This is a genomic window from Enterococcus sp. CWB-B31, assembly GCF_020567645.1.
GTDB lineage: Bacteria > Bacillota > Bacilli > Lactobacillales > Enterococcaceae > Enterococcus_L.
Genome location: NZ_JAJDJW010000023.1, coordinates 21,552 through 44,492, shown reverse-complemented (window position 1 = coordinate 44,492; position 22,941 = coordinate 21,552). Strand labels below are relative to the sequence as shown.

18 protein-coding genes and 1 riboswitch are annotated in these 22,941 nt (G+C 40.0%); of the genes, 17 read left to right on the top strand and 1 reads right to left on the bottom strand.

All coding sequences use genetic code 11. From position 1 onward, the window contains the following. Positions 1 to 465: 465 nt before the first annotated feature. Positions 466 to 906 (bottom strand): GNAT family N-acetyltransferase, encoded by a 441-nt coding sequence (locus LI954_RS15115; protein WP_202067366.1) that lies wholly within the window; start codon positions 904 to 906, stop codon positions 466 to 468. A gap of 100 nt (positions 907 to 1,006) precedes the next feature. Between LI954_RS15115 and LI954_RS15110 the strand changes: the two genes are divergently transcribed. The 17 genes from LI954_RS15110 (at position 1,007) to asnS (ending at position 22,687) form a co-directional block, all read left to right on the top strand. Then, positions 1,007 to 2,104: a DUF7278 family profilin-like fold-containing protein gene (locus tag LI954_RS15110; protein ID WP_229444861.1), complete on the top strand. Its 1,098-nt coding sequence runs from the start codon at positions 1,007 to 1,009 to the stop codon at positions 2,102 to 2,104. Between the two features lie 482 nt (positions 2,105 to 2,586). Next, positions 2,587 to 5,226, top strand: a complete 2,640-nt coding sequence (gene alaS / locus LI954_RS15105) for an alanine--tRNA ligase (RefSeq protein ID WP_229444857.1) — start codon at positions 2,587 to 2,589, stop codon at positions 5,224 to 5,226. Between the two features lie 446 nt (positions 5,227 to 5,672). Then, positions 5,673 to 6,371, top strand: coding sequence for a tRNA (adenine(22)-N(1))-methyltransferase (locus LI954_RS15100; protein ID WP_202067364.1), 699 nt, complete (start codon positions 5,673 to 5,675; stop codon positions 6,369 to 6,371). A gap of 1 nt (position 6,372) precedes the next feature. Then, positions 6,373 to 7,491 (top strand): Nif3-like dinuclear metal center hexameric protein, encoded by a 1,119-nt coding sequence (locus LI954_RS15095; RefSeq protein WP_202067363.1) that lies wholly within the window; start codon positions 6,373 to 6,375, stop codon positions 7,489 to 7,491. Between the two features lie 11 nt (positions 7,492 to 7,502). After that, complete coding sequence (gene pepT / locus LI954_RS15090) at positions 7,503 to 8,741, top strand: peptidase T (RefSeq protein ID WP_202067362.1); 1,239 nt, start codon at positions 7,503 to 7,505, stop codon at positions 8,739 to 8,741. Positions 8,742 to 8,832: 91 nt separating this feature from the next. After that, entirely contained in the window at positions 8,833 to 9,003 is a 171-nt protein-coding gene (locus LI954_RS15085) for a hypothetical protein (RefSeq protein WP_202067361.1), read from the top strand. A 459-nt stretch (positions 9,004 to 9,462) separates the two neighbouring features. Continuing rightward, positions 9,463 to 9,747 (top strand): DUF1294 domain-containing protein, encoded by a 285-nt coding sequence (locus tag LI954_RS15080; protein WP_202067360.1) that lies wholly within the window; start codon positions 9,463 to 9,465, stop codon positions 9,745 to 9,747. Between the two features lie 11 nt (positions 9,748 to 9,758). Beyond that, positions 9,759 to 10,796, top strand: coding sequence for a lysylphosphatidylglycerol synthase transmembrane domain-containing protein (locus LI954_RS15075; RefSeq protein WP_229444855.1), 1,038 nt, complete (start codon positions 9,759 to 9,761; stop codon positions 10,794 to 10,796). Positions 10,797 to 11,089: 293 nt separating this feature from the next. After that, positions 11,090 to 11,189: riboswitch (TPP riboswitch) on the top strand. Positions 11,190 to 11,286: 97 nt separating this feature from the next. Next, positions 11,287 to 11,970 carry a thiaminase II gene (gene tenA / locus LI954_RS15070; protein ID WP_229444853.1) on the top strand — a complete coding sequence of 228 codons (684 nt, stop codon included), beginning with the start codon at positions 11,287 to 11,289 and terminating at the stop codon, positions 11,968 to 11,970. Next, positions 11,952 to 12,758: a hydroxyethylthiazole kinase gene (thiM, locus tag LI954_RS15065; RefSeq protein WP_202067357.1), complete on the top strand. Its 807-nt coding sequence runs from the start codon at positions 11,952 to 11,954 to the stop codon at positions 12,756 to 12,758. Before tenA ends, thiM begins: the two co-directional genes overlap by 19 nt. Continuing rightward, positions 12,755 to 13,576: a bifunctional hydroxymethylpyrimidine kinase/phosphomethylpyrimidine kinase gene (gene thiD, locus LI954_RS15060; protein WP_229444851.1), complete on the top strand. Its 822-nt coding sequence runs from the start codon at positions 12,755 to 12,757 to the stop codon at positions 13,574 to 13,576. Before thiM ends, thiD begins: the two co-directional genes overlap by 4 nt. Continuing rightward, positions 13,563 to 14,201, top strand: coding sequence for a thiamine phosphate synthase (gene thiE / locus LI954_RS15055; RefSeq protein WP_229444849.1), 639 nt, complete (start codon positions 13,563 to 13,565; stop codon positions 14,199 to 14,201). The genes thiD and thiE overlap by 14 nt, the downstream gene beginning before the upstream one ends. A 645-nt stretch (positions 14,202 to 14,846) precedes the next feature. Then, positions 14,847 to 16,409: a hypothetical protein gene (locus tag LI954_RS15050; RefSeq protein ID WP_229444848.1), complete on the top strand. Its 1,563-nt coding sequence runs from the start codon at positions 14,847 to 14,849 to the stop codon at positions 16,407 to 16,409. 301 nt (positions 16,410 to 16,710) lie between these two features. Next, positions 16,711 to 19,485 carry a helicase C-terminal domain-containing protein gene (locus tag LI954_RS15045; protein ID WP_229444846.1) on the top strand — a complete coding sequence of 925 codons (2,775 nt, stop codon included), beginning with the start codon at positions 16,711 to 16,713 and terminating at the stop codon, positions 19,483 to 19,485. Positions 19,486 to 19,563: 78 nt separating this feature from the next. After that, entirely contained in the window at positions 19,564 to 20,067 is a 504-nt protein-coding gene (locus tag LI954_RS15040; protein ID WP_420705991.1) for a DUF5590 domain-containing protein, read from the top strand. Between the two features lie 74 nt (positions 20,068 to 20,141). Then, a complete protein-coding gene (locus LI954_RS15035; RefSeq protein ID WP_202067352.1) occupies positions 20,142 to 21,338 on the top strand; it encodes a pyridoxal phosphate-dependent aminotransferase in 1,197 nt (398 codons plus the stop codon). Positions 21,339 to 21,388: 50 nt separating this feature from the next. Then, positions 21,389 to 22,687: an asparagine--tRNA ligase gene (gene asnS / locus LI954_RS15030; RefSeq protein ID WP_229442190.1), complete on the top strand. Its 1,299-nt coding sequence runs from the start codon at positions 21,389 to 21,391 to the stop codon at positions 22,685 to 22,687. The last annotated feature ends 254 nt before the right edge of the window (positions 22,688 to 22,941 follow it).

The following is a 22,941-nucleotide window of genomic DNA, read 5'->3' as shown; positions in this document are numbered from 1 at the left end:
TTCCTTTCTAGTTGGTTTTGTGGTGATTCTATTCTAGCGGAAATGTTGTGTGTCTTCCTTGTTTTTTAATGAGAAAATAGGACCGATAGATTTTTTTCTATCAGTCCAATAAATTATAGAGCCTAAAATATAGTTGTTCAGACCATATTTAATAACGATTAGAAGGGCAAAAAATGGCTAATAAAACAAACAGTTTAGCCTATACAAAACAGATGTATAAGTACCATATTGTATTTAGAGGATACTTTTGGTGTAGTTTTTTTCTATTGGTTGTTTAAAAGTAATTAAACATAACTGTTACTTTTCATACATTTTCTGCATCGGACAAGTTGTCATAGACAAAAAGAAGTCTTGATGAAAAGCTATGTTGGCAGTATTCTTCTATAGAATTTTTAGAAAGTAAGTACAAAAGACGTTTGTATCGCATGCTTTTAGAAAATACCCCTATGTATTCATTTTTTGCTTTTACTCTTCAACAGGTAGTTCTTTAGACATTTTTACACACAGGATATTATCTTCCAAAAACGTGCCTGATTGTTTGGTATAGCCAAGTTTTTCATAAAATGGCACAACGCTTATTTCGGCCGATAAAGTAGAGGTCGTGCAGCCGTCTTTGACTGCTTTTTCTTCAAGAGCATTCATTAGTTTTGTTCCAATGCCTTTTCTTCTGTTATTTTCTTCCACACACAAGCGATCGGGCTGAATAATTTCATCTTCTGCTTTTTCATAACGAACAGTTCCGACTGCTTCTTTTCCATCGTATAATACGAAGTACTTGCGATCAGGTGTATCCAGGCTGTCAAATTCTTCCTGTACAGAGATGTGCTGTTCTTTTACGAATACCTCATAGCGGAGTGCAAAAGCTGCTGCCTGATTCCAACGTTCATTTCCAAAATGTAGTTTCATAGTTTTCCTCCATGTTTTATGATAAATAAAATGTGATTCAGTGGTATACTTATCATAACAGAAATATTAAAAAATTACGAGGAGGTTCTCAGCAGTGTTCATGGAACAATTAGACTGGGTGAACTGGAAACAGCTGTCTGACAGTGTGAAGAAAACAGTCTTTCAACAGCTTCTTCTTTATTACGTTGATCCAAATATAGAAATTACAGATATTCGTTTGAAAAATTTTGAGCTTTATGGAATAAAATGCCGAACCTTCGAATTGGAACTGGATGGCGAAACATTTGTTTTTATACCGGGAAATCGGGAGGCTATCCTGGGCTGGGATCTTGGAGTGGAAGGACTTCGCAGTCACGAACTGGTAAATGTTGATTCTGCTGAAATTGAGAATCAAACATATAAAGCAATGTTGAGCCGGCAAGAAATTGATGAAGCGGCTGATTGGTTAAATGTGGAAGATTCCTATGATTTTTCGACTCTGGAAGGAATCAGTTTGTATATTAATGATCATACAAGTGAACTCAGAAAAAGAAAAATTGCACCGATGCTCGTTCAGAAATATGCGTTGCCTGCCGGCACATCAATTCTTGGTATTCTTGATACAGTAACTGGAACGTTCAGAGGAGAAGTTGGTATCTTTTTACAGTTTGAAGAAGAAATTAAGACCATGCTATTTCCGCCTTTATCTGCTCAGGAAAGCATATTCTGGGAATTTCCAAAAACGCTGCATAAAAAGAACTGCTATTATCTAGAGTTTGTGCCGACAACAGATTCTTATCTTGTTTATTCTTCTCAGGATTGTACGCATGCTGGGTTAAAGAAACGAATCGCTCAAAAAGGCTTTGAGATGCTATCAGAAGATCATTGGGAGTTCGCGGCGGGTGCGGGAACAAGACGCTTGTTTCGGTGGGGAAATGAATTGAAAATCTATCCTAATTCATCTGGACAGCATATTCTGGAGAAAATTAACGGGCCCAATATGTTTGGATTGATTGTTGACAGTCATATGAACAGATATGAGCTGACTCGAGAGAGCAGCTCTGTAAAATTGGAGCGGCAGCGGCCAAAGCAATCATTGATTGAAAATATGCTGCCATTATCCACGTATTATCAGTCTGAACATATCATTTCTGCGGAACAGATTTTAAGCCCGGATATGTATTTGTACAGGAAAGCTATACTGGTTGATTATCAATAGAACAATTTTAAGGCGAGCTTGAACAATTTCCTGTCTTACTCAAGACTGGTAGTTGACTTTTAAGATGATTTTCCTTATACTTTGAGAAGAAATCTAAAGAATATCTTTTTAGTTCTCTATGTTTACAGAAAGTTCTTTACAGCTGAGAAAAGAACAACATATGATTAAATCGGCTCTCTTTAGTTACACCGGTAGAAATATCGGCGCCACTCTGCGTTACAGAGCTTAAGAGGTAATGATCAGCATCATTGCAATCAAGGTGGTACCGCGAAGATTTCGTCCTTGACTGCAATGGTGTTTTTGTGTGCTCAGACAAGGGGGAGTACCTCCAGCATATAAAATGCAGACTATCATTAGCAGCTCTCAGACTGTTTCAGCAAAGATCCAGTTGTTTGTCGCTTTATATAGTATCTGTAAGATTAAGTTTTCCAGAGCTCTTTGTTAGACAAGAAAAACTTTATTAAGAAAGCAGGAATAGAAAGATGAAAAAGTTATCAAGCAGTCAAGTCCGCCAGATGTATTTGGACTTTTTTAAATCAAAAGGTCATTCTATTGAACCAAGTGCTTCACTTGTGCCGGTTAATGACCCCACACTACTTTGGATTAATTCAGGGGTAGCAACCTTAAAAAAATATTTTGACGGATCGGTTGTTCCCGAAAATCCGAGAATTACCAATGCACAAAAATCAATCCGTACTAATGATATTGAAAATGTTGGAAAAACAGCCCGCCACCATACTATGTTTGAAATGATGGGCAATTTCTCCATTGGTGACTATTTTAAAAAAGAAGCGATTCTTTGGGCGTGGGAGTTTTTGACTTCTCCTGATTGGATTGGTTTTGATCCGGATAAGCTGTATGTCACTGTCTATCCAAAAGATACAGAAGCAAAAAGAATTTGGGCAGAGGAAGTAGGATTGTCAGCAGACCATATTGTGGATGTGGAGGATAACTTCTGGGATATCGGTGCAGGTCCATGCGGTCCGGATTCAGAGATCTTTTATGACCGCGGCGAAGCATTTTTGGATGTTGCCGAAGATGATCCTGAGAACTATCCGGGAGGAGAAAATGAGCGTTATCTGGAAATTTGGAATTTAGTCTTTTCTGAGTTTAATCATCAGGCAGACGGGTCTTACGATCCGCTTCCTCATAAAAATATTGATACGGGGATGGGACTGGAACGAATGGTCTCCATTATTCAGGATGCTCCGACAAACTTTGAAACTGATTTATTTATGCCGATTATTCGTGCAGTTGAAAAATTAAGCAGCTTAGCAAAATATGGAGAAAATCCTCAGACTGATATTTCGTTTAAAGTCATCGCCGATCATATTCGTGCTTTGTCATTTGCTATCGGAGATGGTGCCCTTCCATCAAATGAGGGAAGGGGCTATGTTTTAAGACGCTTGCTTCGTCGAGCAGTGATGCATGGGAAGAAATTAGGGATTAATGAAGCGTTCCTTTACAAATTGGTACCGGTTGTCGGTGAAATTATGGTCAGCTACTATCCGGAAGTTCTTCAACAGAAAGACTTTATTGAAAAAGTAGTACGGACTGAAGAAGAACGATTCCATGAAACGATTAATGAAGGACTGGAAATTCTTAATGAGCTGATTGCATCTGTTAAGGATTCTAAAGAAGACACATTGAGCGGTAAAGACATTTTCAAACTGTATGATACCTATGGCTTCCCAGTTGAACTGACAGAGGAAGTGGCAGAAGATGAAGGACTGAAAGTTGATCACTCTGGTTTTGAGAAAGAAATGGACATGCAGCGGGAGCGCGCACGCGCAGCAAGAAATACAGAAGCGTCCATGGGTGTGCAGTCAGCTGTGTTGACTGATATTAAAGTGAAAAGCACTTTTGTCGGTTATACTGAACTTGAAGCAAACTCAGAATTGCTGATTATTTTGGACGGTGAAAATATTGTTGATGAAATGAGTGAAGGGACAGCACAGTTGATTTTTGCTGAAACACCATTTTATGCTGAGATGGGTGGACAGGTTGCTGATCAGGGTACGATTAATAATCAAAGCGGCGAAGTGGTTGCTCACGTAACGAAGGTTCTCAAAGCACCAAACGGACAATTTCTGCATACAGTTGAGATTACAGGGAAACTGAGTGAAGGTGTCGTGTATCAATTGAAGGTTGATACAAATAAACGCAACCGCATTTTAAAAAATCATACAGCAACACACTTGCTGCATCGTGCATTGAAGGATATTTTAGGCGATCATGCAAATCAGGCAGGCTCGTTGGTTGCGCCGGGACATTTACGCTTTGACTTTACACATTTTGGACAAGTGACTCCAGAAGAACTGATTCAAATGGAAGCCATTGTTAATGAAAAAATCTGGGAAGCAATTCCGGTTACAACAATTGAAACAGATATTGATACAGCGAAAAACATGGGTGCAATGGCATTGTTTGGTGAAAAATATGGAAAAGAAGTTCGTGTGATTAATATCGGCGGTTACTCCATTGAGCTTTGCGGCGGAACGCATGTAAGCAATACAGAGGATATCGGTATCTTTAAAATTGTTTCTGAGTCAGGTATCGGTGCTGGAGTGAGAAGAATTGAGGCTGTTACGAGTAAGGAAGCCTACGAGTTAATGCATGGAGAAGAACAGCAGTTGAAAACAATTGCCGGAATTGTAAAATCACCACAATTGAAGGATGTTGTCTCCAAGACAGAACAACTGCAGCAGCAGCTGCGTGAGCTTCAAAAAGAAAATGAACAGTTGGCAGGCAAGCTGGCAAATCAACAGGCAGGCGATGTGTTCAAAGAAGTGAAAGAAGCGAATGGCTATACGTATATCGCAGCAAAAGTGACTGTTAAGGATATGAATCAGCTGCGTCAGCTTGCTGACCAATGGAAGCAGAAGGAACTTTCAGATGTATTAGTTTTAGCCACTGCTCAAGGTGACAAGGTGAGTTTATTGTCGGCAATGTCTAAAACAGCAAATGATAAGGGATTGAAAGCAGGAGAGCTGATCAAAGCAATTGCTCCGAAAGTCGGAGGAGGCGGAGGCGGTCGTCCTGATATGGCTCAAGCGGGCGGTAAGAATCCTGCCGGGATTGAAGAAGCCTTGGCTGAAGTGAAAAGCTGGTTGGAAAAATAGGAATTAGAAAAAGAGTTGATTAAAACTGAACGACGAAGAGCGTTCGGACCTTTGTCAAACATTTGTGAGCTCATACTATTCGTTCAATCTGAATAATGAAAGCTATTGATAAGCTTTCGTATAAAACAGGTCTGACAAATAGAATTTCGGGAGTGGTCATTGAACAGCAGTTTGCTTTTCAATGACTGCTTTTTTTAACCCAGCTTCGAGATGGAAATGGCTTTACTCAAAAAGGAGAGGACAAAGGTGTAACGGTTTCACTCTGGAAAACATAGAAAAATAGAGCTGACTGTTCGCCTTTCTCTGCTGCGTATCTTGTTATTTTCCCTGAATGGAACAGGAGTGAAAATCAAGCAACGGAATAAACCAAATAAGTTATTTTCCTGCTGCTGAAATTTTTTAGAATAATTCTCTTATGTTATAATGTTTAATGGAGGAATTGAGAGATGAATGAAAATCAATTATCAAAACGTTTGAACCAAGTAGGAGCCTTTGTTCCTACTGGAAGTCGCTTGGCTGATATCGGTTCAGATCATGCCTATCTGCCTGTTTCACTGATGCTTCAGGGGAAAATAAAATTTGCTGTAGCAGGTGAAGTGGTCAGAGGACCGTATGCATCAGCTGTAAAGCAAGTTCGGAAAAGCGGGCTTGAGAACAAAATAGTGGTCCGTCTTGCTGATGGCTTGGACGCGGTTGAGGAGCAGGATAAAATTGATGCTGTTTCAATTTGTGGAATGGGCGGAGTACTCATCAGAGATATTCTGGAGCGGGGATGGAACGCAAAACGGATAAATGGCAGTGAATTGCTGATTCTTCAACCTAACATTGGAGAAAGAGAACTGCGCGTCTGGCTGCAGCAGCGCGGATATACCATTTTGGAAGAGGCTATCCTTGAAGAAAATCAAAAAATTTATGAGATTATCTGTGCAAAACGAGAAGTGAGAACTGTTCAATATACAGAAGCAGAATTGTTGTTTGGCCCTGTTCTTATCACTAAAAAAGGAGATGCTTTCCGGAAGAAATGGCAGCGGGAATTGAAACAGCGGCAGAATGTGGTTGAACAGCTAAAAAGGTCAGCCGCAGATCAATCGGAAAAAATAAAAAAAATAGAATCAGAAATCAGAAAAATCGAGGAGGTTCTTTAGAATGAGTTTGTCCGGGAAACAATTTTTCGAAAAATTTGAAGCTTACTGTCCTCAATGGCTGGCCGAAGAAGGAGACCCCGTAGGATTGCATATCGGCACAACTAACAAGGAACTGAATACAGTGATGGTCACACTGGATGTGCGTCCTGAAGTCGTGGTAGAAGCAATTGAAAAAAAAGTGGATTTAATTATTGCCAAACATCCGCCAATTTTTCGACCGGCTAAAAGATTAGACTTGGATCAGCCGCAAACGAAGATGTATGCAGATCTTTTAAAGCATGATATTGCAGTATTTGCAGCCCATACGAATCTAGATATTGTTGAAAATGGATTGAACGACTGGTTTTGCGAATTGCTTGGAATTGAGAACACTGTCTACCTGGCAAAAACACATACCGTTCCCTATAAAAAGCTGGCAGTCTTTGTTCCGGTGGAGCAGGCAGCAGAAATGAGAGCGGCATTGGGGGAAGCGGGAGCAGGTACTCAGGGGGATTATCGTAATACCAGTTATTCAATTATTGGAACAGGACGCTTTACGCCAGTTGAAGGAGCAAGTCCGTCAATTGGTCGGCTGAATCAGGAAGAAAGCGTTCAGGAAGCCAAAATTGAAGTGATTTTTCCTGAAACACTGGAAACAGCTGTCCTCAATGCAATGTATTCTGTTCATCCATATGAAGAACCAGCGTTTGATGTTTATACTATTAGCAACCTAAAAAAAGAATATGGACTAGGGCGGATTGGAGAACTGAATGAAGCAGTGACTCTGACAGAATTTATAAAATTGGTGAAAAATAAGTTTGGTGTGGAAGGACTTCGGCTGATTACAAAGGACGAGGAGAAGAAGATCAAAAAAGTGGCGATCTGCGGCGGCAGCGGAGAAAAGTTTTACCGGGAGGCCTTAAATAAGGGCGCTGATGTTTACATCACAGGAGATGTCTATTATCATACTGCTCATGACATGGAAGAAGAAGGACTCACAGTTATTGATCCGGGGCACCACATCGAAGAATTGTGTATGCCTGAGTTGGTCAAACTGTTCAATCAGTGGAAAAAAGACTATACTTGGGAAGTAACATTTATTCAATCAGAAGTAAATACAAATCCATTTAAACTTAGATAGGAGTAATGAGAATGTACGAAAATTTATTACCTCGTTTTTTACGCTATGTAAAGACTGAAACACGGTCAAATCCGCTGAGTAAAACGACCCCTTCAACAGAGACTCAGGTTGCTTTTGCCCGCACACTGAAAAAGGAACTGGAAGAACTGGGAATGTCAGAGGTTTTTTATAATGAGGATAATGGTTTTGTGATAGCCACGCTGCCGGGAAATACAGACAAAGACGTGCGTACAATTGGTTTTATTGCACATATGGATACTGCTGATTTTAATGCAGAAAATGTAAATCCTCAGATTGTTGAAAATTATGATGGAAAATCGACCATTAAATTAGATGCTGAAGGGAAATACACGCTAAATACGAATGATTTTCCGAACTTAAAAAATTATGCCGGACAGACACTTATTACGACAGATGGGACAACTTTGTTAGGTGCTGACGATAAATCCGGGATTGCTGAAATAATGACTGCTATGGAAATCTTAATTAAGAATCCATCAATTGAACATGGAACGATTCGGGTGGCATTCGGCCCCGATGAAGAAATCGGGATAGGTGCAAATAAATTTGATGTTGACCAGTTTAATGTTGATTTTGCGTATACAGTGGATGGCGGACCTGTCGGGGAACTGCAGTTTGAAACCTTTAATGGAGCACAGGCAGAAATTACGCTTCTTGGAAAAAATGTTCATCCTGGAACTGCAAAAGACACCATGATTAATGCGTTACAGCTGGCTATTGATTTTCATAATGAATTGCCTGCAGAGGAAGTACCTGAAAAGACAGAGGGCAGAGAAGGCTTTTTCCATCTCCATCAATTGTCAGGAACTCCGGAAGAAGCACAGATGATTTACATTATCCGTGACCATGACCGCGAGAAATTTGAAGCTCGTAAAGAGATGATTACGGAGATTCAGGCTAAATTAAACAGTCAGTTTGATCAGGAACGTGTTGTGATGAACTTGTTTGATCAATACTACAATATGGGCGAAATTATTGAAAAAGACATGAGTATTATTGAAGTGGCAAAACAGGCGATGATTGAACTGGATATAAAACCAGTCATTGAACCGATTCGTGGTGGAACAGACGGCTCAAAAATTTCTTTTATGGGAATACCGACCCCAAATATTTTTGCCGGCGGAGAAAACATGCATGGACGTTTTGAATATGTTTCACTTCAGGCAATGGAAAAGGCAACAGATGTAATTGTAAAAATTGCTGAGCTGAATGCCAAAATCAATAAGTAAAAGCGGTTGAGAATCTTTTGTTTTATAAGGCTGGAGCTGCAGGATTAACCGTTGCTCCGGTCTTGTTTTTTTCTTGTGAGGGGATGATGAGATGGAAAAAATGCTGATTTTAACCAACGAAATATCCAGAAGTGAACAAGGAAAAGAATTTGCTGAAAAACTTGTGACGTATGCAGAAGAAAAAGATAAGGGTGCAGTGACTTGCTATCTGCAGCAGATTGGACCGGATGTTGCTGATCAGGCAGCTGTTGATTTAGCTTGATATAAAAATTGACGGCGAACTAAAATGGCAGGAGAAAATGATGCTGTGACAAAGCGTGCTCCTACGCTTCTTCGAATGCTCGTCGCATATCTGAGGGGTCATGTAAGAGCGTGCTCCTGCGTGGAACACCGTTTATTTAGTTTTTGGGGACTTAGCTATACTGATACTAATGTCACCGTCCCTTTAATGACAAACTCTGTTGGAGGCTGTCGAAACTTTACTGCTGCCAAGCCCGCTGATGAATGCTTGTCACCCCAATTATTTCTTCAAGCGCCGAGGACATAAGGTGTTCCACTTAATTATTTTGCCAAGAGTTAATATACTTAAACTGATGTCTTATCTGTCAAAAATTATAGTGAGAAAAGTGAATGAGCTTCCAGATATTGAGTACCTGACTGGGTCGCAAATTTAAATAAGCAGCTGTAAACCAACTATTTTGTATGAAAGTGAGGCAAGTGTATGTTACTGTCAGTAAATGTTTTTTTATGGATTTATTTGATAATTATTAATCTCTATGTTTTCTTTATTATGTATTACGACAAGAGTCAGGCCAAAAAAGGCGGCTGGCGAATTCCAGAACACAGAATACTCACAGCCGGAATCATTGGCGGTGGGCCGGCGGGATTAATCGGGCAGCAGATCTTTCGTCATAAATCAAGAAAATTAAAATTTTATGCTGCTTTCATATTGGGAAGCTTCGTTTTCTGCGGCATTCTTTATCTGTATTTTAGCTATTTTTCTTAGAGGAGGAAGTCATGAAGAATAAACCTGTGCTGAAAATCATTTTTAATGTGATTTTGATGCTGGTTATGATTGGAATCGTTTTTTATGTAATAGATAATTCATTAAGCAGTATTTTTGCACAACTGCTGAAAACAAGTGTTTTTACCCTACTGGCTGTTGTTGGGCTGGGGGTGTTCTATCAAATTGTAGAAGGTCGATCGATTAAAGAAATTGTCTACAGCTTTCAACCTGATTTCACAACAAAGGACGGCTTCTTTGCTTCCTGTTATGTTGCTTTTTATCGGATTGTTTCTTTTGGTACAGGAACGCTTGTTTCAGAAGTGGTTTATTACCGGAAAAAGGCTCTGGCAACCTCTCAGGCTATTGGTATTACAGCTCTGCATATGATTATGTATAAACTGGCTGTAATCTTTTTAGCTGTCTTAGGTCTTATTTTTCAGTTTCCGCTTCTTTATTCGAATGCCCCCATGATGATTCCATTTATTTTAGCTAGTTTAATTTTCAGCTTTTTGATTGTTGTTGTTGTTTTAGCTCTTTCAATAAGTATCAGACTGCAAGTATTTTTAACGGTTTGGGCGGATAAGCATATCAAGCGACCTAAGCTTAGGGATTGGGTAGACCAATGGAATATCCAGATTTATTCACTGAGGGATACCGTCCAGACAGTGATCAAAGACCACTCTGCAATGATTCGTATATTCATGTGGAATGTGGGAAAAGTTCTGATCTGGCTGGTTATTCCCTATGTAGCTTTGGTTGAGCATCATTCTTCCATCGACTTGCTGCTGACATTGTCTTATACTAGTTTTGCGATTGTTCTGGCTGGTGTCATTCCAACACCTGCTGGAATTGGCTCATTTGAATTTGTCTATCTGTTGCTGTTTAAACCTTTGGTAGGGACAGTAGATGCTGTTTCTTCTCTGCTCTTGTATCGATTCGGCAGCTTTGTTTTGCCCTTTCTGATAGGAATGGTTTATGTGATGATTGAAAAGAGAAAAGAGATCAAAAAGGAAATTGTTGCGGTACGTAAGGAAGAACCTTCTAAATGATCAAGACTGATTCTGATAAAAGAGTTATACTGCTTGAGATACTGTATTTGTGAGTAATGATAAAGAAGTTTAGATTTGGATTTTATTGAATTGACTGTTATATTTTGACAAGATTTAGGAAGCAGACTGGTGAAGCTGCAATCATGCCATTTCTAGCATTTTACCTAAATTCAACAATACAGGCTGCAGACTTTTTCTTTTCGTTTGCTGCTGCTGAGTAAATCGTTTTACAGGTTTATTTTGCGAAGATTGTTTTTTTCATTGTTTCTTCTTTTCTTTCTATGTTATAATTTTAGATATGCTGGGGGTGTCTTTATGACTGAGACGTTCATGTGAACGGACCCTTTGAACCTGTGAGTTGATACTTGCGTAGGGAAGTAGTCTGAGAAATAGAATAAGATATTTTAGACTCTTCAAAATGGTTTCGTACATTATGAAGGGTTTTTCTGTTTTTTTGGCTTTCTTCTCAAAAAAATTGAGGAGGAACAAGATGAGTTTTACAGAGGAAGTAAGGGAACAGGCAGATGAGTTGTGGAATAAAAGTAAGCAGCATCCGTTTTTAAAGGAGTTGAAAGAAGGGACACTTTCACCGGAGATATTTCGTTATTACCTGATTCAGGATAGGTATTATCTGGAGCAGTTCTCTACTATTCATCAAGCTGCTGCAGAACTTTCAGAGGACAAAGACATAAAGAAATCATTTCTTGCCGGTGTGGCAGGCTTGGATGAAGCAGAGCTTGCTGTACGAGAAAGTTTTTTCAAAGAGCTGAGAATTGATGAAAAAGAGATACAAGCCACACCGATTGCACCAACTGCATATTATTATACTGCACATATGTATAAGGAACTGGCTTCGGGCAGTGCAGCGAGAACTGCTGCAGCACTGCTTCCCTGTTACTGGCTGTATCAGGAAATTGGAGAAATGCTGATTGAAAACGGTTCCCCGAAGCCCCTTTATCAACAATGGATTGAAACGTATGACAGTACAGGATATCAGGAAGCAGTTGACCGCCAAAGAAGGCTGACTGATTTCCTCGCTGAAAATGTCTCAGAATCAGAAAGAAACTTGATGCTTCAAAGTTTTTTAGTTAGCAGCTATCAGGAATGGAAGTTCTGGGGCATGGCCTATGAACAGGAACAGTGGGAGGAATCTTCATGTATCCATATTATTTAATTGACGAAATCAGAAAGCAAAATCCTTTGATTCATAATATTACCAATATCGTCGTTGCAAATGATTCAGCGAATGGTCTTTTGGCATTGGGTGCCTCACCATTTATGTCCTCAGCGCTTGAAGAAATGATTGAGGTGGCAATAATAGCGGATGCAACGGTTTTAAATACTGGGACCCTTTCACAGGTGCAATTGGAGGCTATGATTACTGTTGGTGAAAAAGCCAATCAGCTGAACAAACCAGTTGTGCTTGATCCTGTAGGAGTGGGTGCAACTTTGTATCGAAAAGAAGCGGTTGCACATCTGTTGACAAGCATTAGTCCAACACTGATTCGTGGAAATGCAGGAGAGATTGCTGCATTGGCAGAGAGTGATTGGACCAGTAAAGGTGTAGATGCGGGAGCCGGCTCTGCAGATATCATTGCTGCAGCGAAGAAGGTTGCGAATAAATATCAGACATTTGTATCTGTCAGCGGGGAAAAAGACGTTGTCACAGATGGACGGATTGTTTATCTTGTTGAAAATGGAACTCCTTATTTTACTTCAATGACAGGTGCCGGCTGTTTACTGTCTTCTATTTGCGGAGCGTTTTTAGCTGTTGATACAGAAACATCGCTTGAATCCGTTGTGCTGGCCAATTGCAGCTATGCACTGGCAGGTGAATCAGTTGCCGGAAAACTTAAGAGACTTGCAGTAGGAACATTTAGACAGGAGCTGCTTGATGAACTTTCTTTACTGAATCAGGAAAAAGTCGAAAAATCAGCCAGAATCAGGAGGATTGACGGATGAATAAAACAATACAGGCGTTGACAATTGCAGGATTTGACAGCGGTGGCGGAGCCGGGATGCAGGCAGATTTAAAAACGTTTCAGGAAAGATTTGTTTTTGGTACTTCTGCCCTGACGGCTTTGCCCATTCAGAATACTCAGGGAGTCAAGGCAGTCTACGACATTTCAACAGCTGCAATTATTGATCAGCTGAACGTGATACAAGAAGATTTTTCAATTGATGCAGTTAAAACAGGCATGCTGTTCACAGAAGAAATAATTCGATGTGTTGCTCAATTTTTACAGATAGCTGACTTTGGTCCGCTAGTGATTGACCCTGTGATGATTGCTAAGGGGGGGCATGCATTGCTGAAAGAAGACGCAGTTCAAGCCCTGATTGAACTGCTGTTGCCGTTGGCCGAAATAATTACACCAAATATTCCGGAAGCAGAAGCAATTAGTAAAATGACGATCACCAGTCAAGAAGACATGGCTGCAGCGGGAAAATTAATCCAATCTCTTGGAGCAAAAAATGTCGTAGTCAAAGGTGGACATCATCTTGCCGATAAAGAATCATCTGACATGCTTCTACTGTCTTCCGGTAAGATTGAGTGGCTGACGGCTGAACGAATAGACACTAAAAATACGCATGGCACGGGCTGCACCTTTTCTGCTTGTATCACAGCTGAGCTTGCAAAGGGAAAATCGGTAGAAGAAGCGGTTCGAATCGGAAAAGCATTTATCCAAGCAGCAATTACAGATGGTATAGATGTGGGCAAAGGAAATGGACCTACTAATCATTGGGCGTATCGAAAGGTAAAAATAAATGAAGAAAAATAAAAGCTATTTAGAAGTTTATTGGATTGCCGGCACTCAGGATATTTTAATAGGAAGTTTGCCGGAGGTATTGGAAGAAGCGCTGCAGTCAGGAATTACATGTTTTCAATACAGGGAAAAGGGGAAAGGCAGTCTTCAAAAATTTGAGGATCGAAAGCAAATGGCACGTATCTGTCAGAATTTGTGCCGCAAATATCAGACTCCCTTTATTGTGAATGATGATGTTGAATTGGCTCTTGAAATCGAAGCTGATGGTATTCATGTCGGGCAGGAAGACCAACATATCCTGGAGGTATTGCCGCTTTTTAAAGAAAAGATTGTTGGTCTGTCCTGTTATGATGAAAAGGAAATTAATTCAGCCAATCAGTTGAAAGGACTGTCTTATTATGGGATTGGTCCGGTTTTCGGCACTATTTCAAAAGAAGATGCAAAACCTCCGATTGGTGTTGAAAAGCTGAGCGAGCTGGTAAATAAGGCATCAAAGCCTACTGTTGCAATTGGAGGAATCAATACAAAGAATATAGCCGAGATTCTTCAGACAGAGGTCGGCGGTGCTGCAGTCATTTCAGCGGTTACACAAGCGAAATCAATTTCGCAAACCATTCGACAATTGAAAGGTCAGTTATAATTATGTGAGTCCCGCTAATTGCTGGTGTATTGATCGAATTAAAACTAATCTATGCTTCTAGTCCAAGAAGCGTGGAGCCCGCACAGGAGTAGGACAGAAATGAAGTTTCAAACTCTCTTCGTATCTGACCTGAATAAACGGCGGGACAAAGACTTCCTACTACAGAAAAATCTTGTCTCTGCGAGTCTTGCCTTGTTCGATTCTTGATACAAACGTGTCTGCTTGGAAAAGCGTTTAGAATTTTATCCAATAGCATGGAAGCACAAAATGAATCAGGGGGAAGTTCTGACTTGTCTAAATGCTTTTTATACAAAAGGTTGAGTGTTTGAAGAGATGCTCAGCCTTTTTTTGCAGCGGCTTCCTTGAAATGCAGGAAATGTTGTGTTCATTTCTAAGCGAGATACTATGAATGATAGGATTGAAAAAAGTACGAAATGCTTTTTTGGGGTATTTACATAAAATTTACATGGTTTTTTGCTGTTTTTTTGAGAAAGTGGTAAAATCAATAGGATTGACTCACAAATAAATTGTTTTAACTAAAAATGTGAGAGCAATTTCTATTTATTAACGGTATAATTAAGAAGATAGTGTGTATTTTATTATCTTTTAAAGATCATAAAATATAAAGGCAGAATATTTGAGGAAGTGAGAAAAATTAGTAAACGGAATAGAAAACCAGAACCTGTTAAAAAGTCCGTATTCCTTTGTAAAAGTGTTGATCCAGAATTTTTAGGCAGAGAAATTTATGCGGATAATGTTGAGACACCTTATAATTTTTATTTAATCCGTGAAATGAATCTGGCTAAAGATTATCAAAATCTGGCAGAAGGGGAAGCATATTTTGATGCAATCTGCGATAGCTGGGATGTAACAAAGGACTTTAATAAACTGGTCGTCAAAAAAATCTATATGTATGTTGAAACTGAAATGATGTACTATACATTATTGATGGGCAGTTTTGAACCGCTGACCAGAGATGCCAGAACGGGCTTAAAGCAGTGGCTGGCGGAGGTTGTTGTTCAAAAAGAGGAGCGTTCTCTTGTTTATAAAGGATACGAAAATGCTAATCCTGCCGAATTAAACACTGTACTGAAGCAAATAATGGAAGCATCAAATGAGATGTTCCGTTTACGTAAAATGATCGGGGAGCTTAGTGAGACCATTGGTCAGGCACGTTTGGAAGCAAAATCTCAGCCTGTTATTTCAAGAAATATACATACCATTCATCTAAAACGAGCACAGCCGATTATTGAAAACAATCCGGAATCAGTGCCTGAAGAGAAAGCTGAGAAGAAACCTGTTACAAGGGTTGCAGAAGCACCGACTGTTGAAGGCGAGTATTCTGAAGAGGACGATGTTACAATTGAAATTCAGCATGTCACTTTCGAACCTGATGAACAGGAGGAAACGACGGAAGCTGAAAAAAAGTTCAAGTTGGGGAGGGCACGAGAAACGGCCCAAGGAAATACCCGGTCAGCCGAAGAGGATATAATCTCCCAAGAAAAGGCAGCCAAAGACAATAAGAACGAAAATGAATCTCCGACAGAAAAACTGCGCCGGAAAAATCAGGAAAATCAAGTTTTGAAAACTGAAGATTTGAAAAAAGCCAGCACTGCTGAACAATCAGGAGCTGAGGAAATAAAGCCTCAGCTGGCTGAAGAAGAAATCAGAGGTCAATTGCTTTCAAAACTGATCTTGTATCAAAAGGACTCCCGCAAGCGGACTCCGAGTAACTGGCCAAGATTTTCCAGATTGATGAAAAACAGCTGCTCAGTTCCTGCTCCAAAAAAAATACCAAATTTTTCTGTCAGTGAGATGGAAAGTCTGGAAGATGATATTTATCTGCGTTTTATGAATAAGCGAATGAATGTTCTCGGAAAGAAAAAGCAGCGTGATCAAAAACGCCGTGTAGATCAGTTCGAACTGCAGCAGCAGATTTCTCAAGCTGAATATTTGAATTATTCTTGGGGACAAGTACTGAAACAGCGCAAAGAAGATATCTTGATCTGCAATCGGCTGAGCAGTGCCAATCTTGTCGCCGGTATGGATGATTTTCTATTTGAAATGAAGAAAATCGCCAGCAAGCGGTCATTTTTCGGCAGAAAAGTTAACTGTTCCGTTGATAAGCTTAGACGGTTGGAAGGTTATGTTTTAATGGATCAATATATGCAGAAGTTAAGTCAGATTTCCAAAGAAGATTATAAATAATGTAAGAATGAATGAGAGGACGAGCTTAATGCAAGGCTCAGAACTCTCATTTTTATTTTGGTGCAACACGATTGATTACGGTTGAAATGAAGGAGCACCAAAGCTAATTTAATCTTTTCTGGTTTTATCGTTTGAATGAGTGATCAGGTGTTTTCAGGCTGCGACCGAAGAAATCACTTTATCAAATCGTTTATACGCAGGAAAAAGTCTTTTCATATTTTGACTTCCTTTAGCATAAATCATAGTGAAAAAGCAGCGATTTATAGTATAATTTTGAAGACAGCAGAAAGGTGGAGAAGGTATGAAAAAAAGTCCGATGTATGCGGTCGTAGATATTGAAACGACTGGTACGGACCCGACAGTGGATCGGATCATTCAATTTGGCTGTGTCCTGATTGAAAATGGAGAAATTGTTTCCCGTTTTTCCACCGATGTAAATCCGGGACGGAGTATCTCGCCTCAGATTCAGCATTTGACAGGAATCAGCAACAGTCAGGTACGAAAGGCGCCTTACTTTGAAGATATTGCATTGACGATCCATCATTTGCTGGCTGAAACAATTTTTGTTGCACATAATATTTATTTTGACTATTCATTTTTAAATAAGGAGCTTCAACGATGCGGCTCACCGGAATTAACTATTCCAGGAATAGATACAGTGGAATTGGCTCAGATTTTTTTTCCGACAGAAAAAAGTTTTCGCTTGGGTGATTTGTCAGAAAGCAAAGGGTTAATTCACGATAATCCTCATCAGGCTGATAGTGATGCTCAGGTTACGGCAGAACTTTTTCTGTTGATTGAAGCTAAAATCAGACGACTTCCGCTCGTTACAATGGAAGCAATTTTGTCTCTGAGTGATCAGCTGGGCATGGACACAGGAATCTATCTTCGATACTTGTTTGAACAAATGAAGGCTGATACAAAACCGTTGAATGAAAAATGGCGGGTCATTTCAGGAATTGTCTTGAAGAAAAAAGAGCTGAATTATATTGAAACACCTCTGTATAAAACAGCAGGATATCCGGAAACAAAGAAGCAAAAAGAAAAGGTTTTTGCTGATCGTCTTGTCTATAGAAAAGAACAAAGCAGAATGATGAATGATGTTTACAGACATTTTACAGATGGTGAGGAAAAGAACCTCTTCATTGAAGCGGCAACTGGTATAGGTAAAACTTTCGGTTATTTATTTCCTGCCAGCTACTTTGCTTCAACGGAAAATCCTGTTATCGTCAGTACGGTATCCATTATGCTTCAGAATCAGCTGCTGGAAAAAGATGTGGCATTTGTCAATCGCTTTTCTCCCAAAAAGCTGCAGGCAACAATCTTAAAAAGTCATCGGCATTATCTTGATCTTCAGCGGTTTAAAGAAACTTTAAATTATCCAGTTAAGCAAAAGCAGTATGCTTTATTTCAGATGAGAGTACTTGTCTGGCTATTGGAAACAACCACGGGTGATTTGGATGAGCTGCAGCTAATTAATTTTAATCATATTTTTTGGAAAGATGTTGTTCATAGAGGGCTGGATATGCTTAAAGTAGAAGATCCGCTGTATAAGGAGGATTTTGTTCGCTTTTTATATGACAAGGCTGCACACAGCAATTTGCTGATTGTGAATCACGCTTACCTGATGCAGGAATCATTTAGAGCATCGCCCCTACTTCCTAGAGCCTCCTCTCTGATTATTGATGAGGCACATCATTTACCGGATGTTGTTAAGCGGGCTGCACTGCAAAAAATTCTTTTTTATCCCTTTCAAAAGCAAGTAAATCAGGCTCAGGAAGAAGGCCAGTTGTTTGATCAATTAAGTCAGCTGTTTGAAGAGCTGCCAGATGTGCGAAGGTATACAGAGATTTATCGTCGGACACTTGCAGATGTTTTAGAGGATTTTAAGGATTTCTGTTTTGAAATAGAACAGCTCCTTCAGGTGAATAGAAATGACGGAGGACAGGAGCAGGTGATTGAAAAGCTGCAGTTTGATCAGTTATCGCTTGAAGGAGAACGACTCATCCGAAGATTAGAAACCCGATTTACGGATTTAGCAGAAATCCAGCAAACGAGTCAAGCAGAAATAGAACAGCAGATAGATCGTTTTTCAATAGCTGATCGAATGAAACTAACAGATATGTTTCAACTGTTTTCAGATGTATCTGAAACAGCAGATTGCTTTGATATTTTTGTCAATGACTGGTCACCGCATTGGGTAAAAGAATACAAAATAGATAAAAATGGCAATGTAACGATTTCAGTAAATGATCTCAGTGCAGGAATGATACAAAAAGCCGGTTGGTATGGGGAATATGAGCATATTCTTTATACAGGCGGAACACTCGCATTTGGAAAGAATCATCACTACCTTCCTGATAAATTAGGATTGGAGCATTTCTCAGTAAAAGTGCTTCCTGATCCTTATAACTATGAAGAGTCTGCTCAGTTGATTGTTCCAGAATTTCCAATGGATATTAAAGAAACATCTGCTGCAGAGCTGGCTGAATATATTTCAAAAACAGTGAAAGAAGTGGCCGTTCAAGAGGATAAGCCTATTTTGGTTTTATTTACTTCTCATGACGTTCTAAAGAGGACGTATACGCATCTGCATACAGTTATGATGAACCAGGGCAGGGAAGTGATGGCACAAGGTATCAGCGGTACAAGAGAAAAGCTGTTGAAACGTTTCTATCAAAGTAAAAACAGCATCTTGCTCGGTGCGGACAGTTTCTGGGAAGGAGTGGATCTTCCGGGAGATTCTCTTCAATTGCTGATTGTGACGCGTTTGCCGTTTGAAAATCCAAAACGTCCTTTAGTTAAAGCGGAATATGAGTTTTTGGAATCAAAAGGGGTGAACTCTTTCACTTCAGAAGCATTGCCTAAAGCAGCAATGAGATTAAGGCAGGCTCTGGGGCGGTTAATTCGTTCTGAAAAAGACATCGGTGTGCTGCTTGTACTGGATCACCGCCTGATTCAGACGAAATATGGGAAGAGAATACTGAAAGCTTTGCCGAAGCAGCTTCCGGTAAAGACGCTGTCCATGGAAGATACCTTGAAGGACATTCGAAATTTTTTTAAAGAAAGAGAATAATTTTCCTGTCAATTATCAAAATAATTTTGTTTTCTGCTATAATGAAAAACAGCAAGTTTTGAAAGGAAGAACCTGATTGTGGCATCTGAAGAATTAAAAGAGCAAAAACGAGTAATCATTCTGTTGGTATTGGTTGCAATCTTACTGACAGTCATTGTGATGCTCAGTATTTTCTATATTCGGGCGACGCACCCGATGGCTCAGGCAAAACGTGAGGCAGTGAAGATTGCTGAGGAATATACGGAACTTGAAACTGTTGATAACTTTTACTGGTTTAACCGCAAGGAAACTTATTTCACAGTAACAGGAAAAGATGCGTCAGGCAAAGAAATTATTGTAATTGTTCCTGAAAAGAGCGGGAATGTTACCGTCCTTAATCAGGAGGATGGAATCAGCGAAGATCAGGCAAAACAGATGGTCGCCCAAAGTTACAAAGAAGAAGAGATACAAAAAGCAAACCTTGGCTTGTTTGATGGAGAGGTAGTTTGGGAAATCGTCGCAAAGTCAGAGGAAGGACCGTTGAACTATTACCTGATTACATTTAAGGAAGGAAAAGAAGTCAACGTTATTCAAAATATCTAACGGTAAAATTAGAGTAGCGGGGCTTTTAAGATATAACAGTCAGAAAGAAAAATAAAAAAATGAGGAGTGGGCGAATGAGACTGTCAAAAAGGGTACAACAATTGGAGTCTTCAGTGACTTTAGCTGCATCTGCTAAGGCAAAAGCTCTTAAACAGCAGGGGAAAGATGTTCTAAATCTAAGTGTGGGGGAGCCGGATTTTGCCACACCTGAGAATATCCAGAAAGCAGCTGTTCAGGCGATTACCAATGGTAAAGCCGGTTATTATACAGCATCAGCAGGAATTCCTGAGTTGAGAGCTGCAGTTACAGAAAATATTCAGAAAAACTATGGTCTTTCTTATGAAGTGAAAAATGTGATTATTACTGACGGGGCTAAATTTTCCCTGTACCTTTTGTTTCAGGCACTGTTGGATGCTGGCGACGAGGTCATTATTCCAGTACCTTATTGGGTAAGCTATGGGGAGCAAGTAAAGCTGGCAGAAGGGACTCCTGTTTTCATCACTTGTCAGCAGGATGATAATTTTAAAGTGACTGTTACCCAATTGGAAACTGCACGGACAGATAAAACCAGAATCATGATCTTAAATTCTCCATCTAACCCTACAGGAGCAATCTATTCCAAAGAGGAGCTCCTTGACATTGGGAACTGGGCTGTTAAGCACAATATTTTTATTATCTCAGATGATATTTATGGCCGTTTAGTATATAACGGAAATATTTTTACTCCGATTGCCAGCATTTCAGAAGAAATTCGCCGACAAACGATTATTGTTAATGGCGTATCCAAGTCATATGCTATGACAGGCTGGCGGATTGGGTATACTGTTGCTGATGAGCAGCTGATTTCTGCGATGAATAAGATTGCATCACAATCAACCAGTAATCCGACAGCTGTCAGCCAGTATGCGGCAGTTGAAGCTTTACTGGGTGATCAAGATACAGTGGAAACGATGCGTCAGTCGTTTGAAGAACGTCTGAATATAATTTATCCTAAAGTTGCTGAACTGCCGGGCTTTAAATTAACTAAACCTCAAGGTGCCTTCTATCTGTTCCCTAATATTGAGGAGACATTAGCTCTTTGCGGCTGTGAAACGGCGACTGAATGGGTTGATGCTCTTCTTGAGGAGGAATATGTTGCACTTGTGACAGGAGAAGGCTTTGGGATGCCTGGATATGTTAGAATGAGTTATGCAGCAGATCTTGCTGCGTTAGAGCAGGCTGTCGCACGCATTGCAGCCTTTATTGAGAGAAAAAGCAACGCCAACAAATAGAAACGACTTAATTCGGGATAGGTAAAATTGAAGGAATGGGAGAGACAACGGTGGAACAAATTCAAATTATTGATTCAAAAAGCCATGTAGGAGAAACAGTTAGAATTGGTGCATGGGTAGCAAATAAACGGTCAAGCGGGAAAATTGCTTTTTTGCAGCTTCGGGACGGTACAGCATATTTTCAGGGAATTGTTGTAAAAAACGAGGTGGGTGAAGAGGTCTTTCAGCTTGCCAAAGGATTGAATCAGGAAACAGCGGTAGTAATCACCGGAGAAATCAGAGAAGATACGCGCTCGAAATTCGGTTATGAAATTGGCATCTCGGCAATTGAAGTTGTTGGCGAAAGTCATGAGTATCCAATTACACCAAAAGAACACGGAACGGATTTTCTGATGGATCATCGTCATCTGTGGCTGCGTTCTTCCAAACAGCATGCGATTATGCAGATTCGTAATGAGCTGATTCGTGCAACTTATGAATTCTTCAACTCAAACGGTTTTGTCAAAATTGATCCGCCAATTCTTACCGGCAGCGCGCCGGAAGGTACAACCGAGCTATTCCATACGAATTACTTTGATGAAGAGGCTTATTTATCACAGAGTGGACAGTTATACATGGAAGCAGCAGCGATGGCATTTGGAAAAGTTTTTTCTTTTGGGCCTACTTTTCGGGCTGAAAAATCGAAGACTCGTCGTCATTTGATTGAGTTTTGGATGATAGAGCCTGAGATGGCCTTCATGCATCAGGAGGAGAGCCTTGAAGTTCAGGAAAAATATGTTGCTTTTCTCGTACAAAGTGTGTTGGACAACTGTGAATATGCGCTGGATGTATTGGAAAGAGACAAAGAATTGCTGAAAAAATATACAAGTCTGCCTTTCCCTAGAATTACTTATGATGATGCAGTCGAGCTTTTGAAGAAAAATGGTTTCGAAGATATTGAATGGGGAGACGATTTCGGGTCACCGCATGAAACTTTTATTGCGAACTCATTTGAACAGCCTGTCTTTATTTTGAACTATCCAAAAGCAATTAAGCCTTTCTACATGAAACCTCATCCAACTAGAGATGATGTGGTTATCTGTGCAGATATGATTGCACCGGAAGGCTACGGAGAAATTATCGGCGGTTCAGAGAGAGCAACAGATTATGAATTTCTGCTGGAGCAGATTCGTCAGCATGGACTGGATGAAAAAGAATATTCATGGTACCTTGATTTACGCCGATACGGCTCGGTTCCTCATGCCGGCTTTGGTTTAGGACTGGAACGAACAGTAACATGGATATCAGGAATAGAACATGTGCGTGAAGCCATCCCATTCCCACGGTTGTTGAACAGATTATATCCATAAACATTAATTTGCAGAGCCTTGTCGGGTAGACGTTCTTTTCAGTCGTTTTAGCCGGCAGGGCTATTTATGTATATAGTTGGAAAACCTGAGAGAGAGCAGTCAAAAGCAAGTAAGCTGAAAGGACAGTATGTTGTTGACAGTTAATGGTTGAGTAAAATGAAAACGAGTGCTAGAATTTTAAACAGGAGCGATTTAGATGCTTCGTTCCTTAGTGTAGTGAAAATTCGATCAGAAACAATAGTTACTTTGTATCA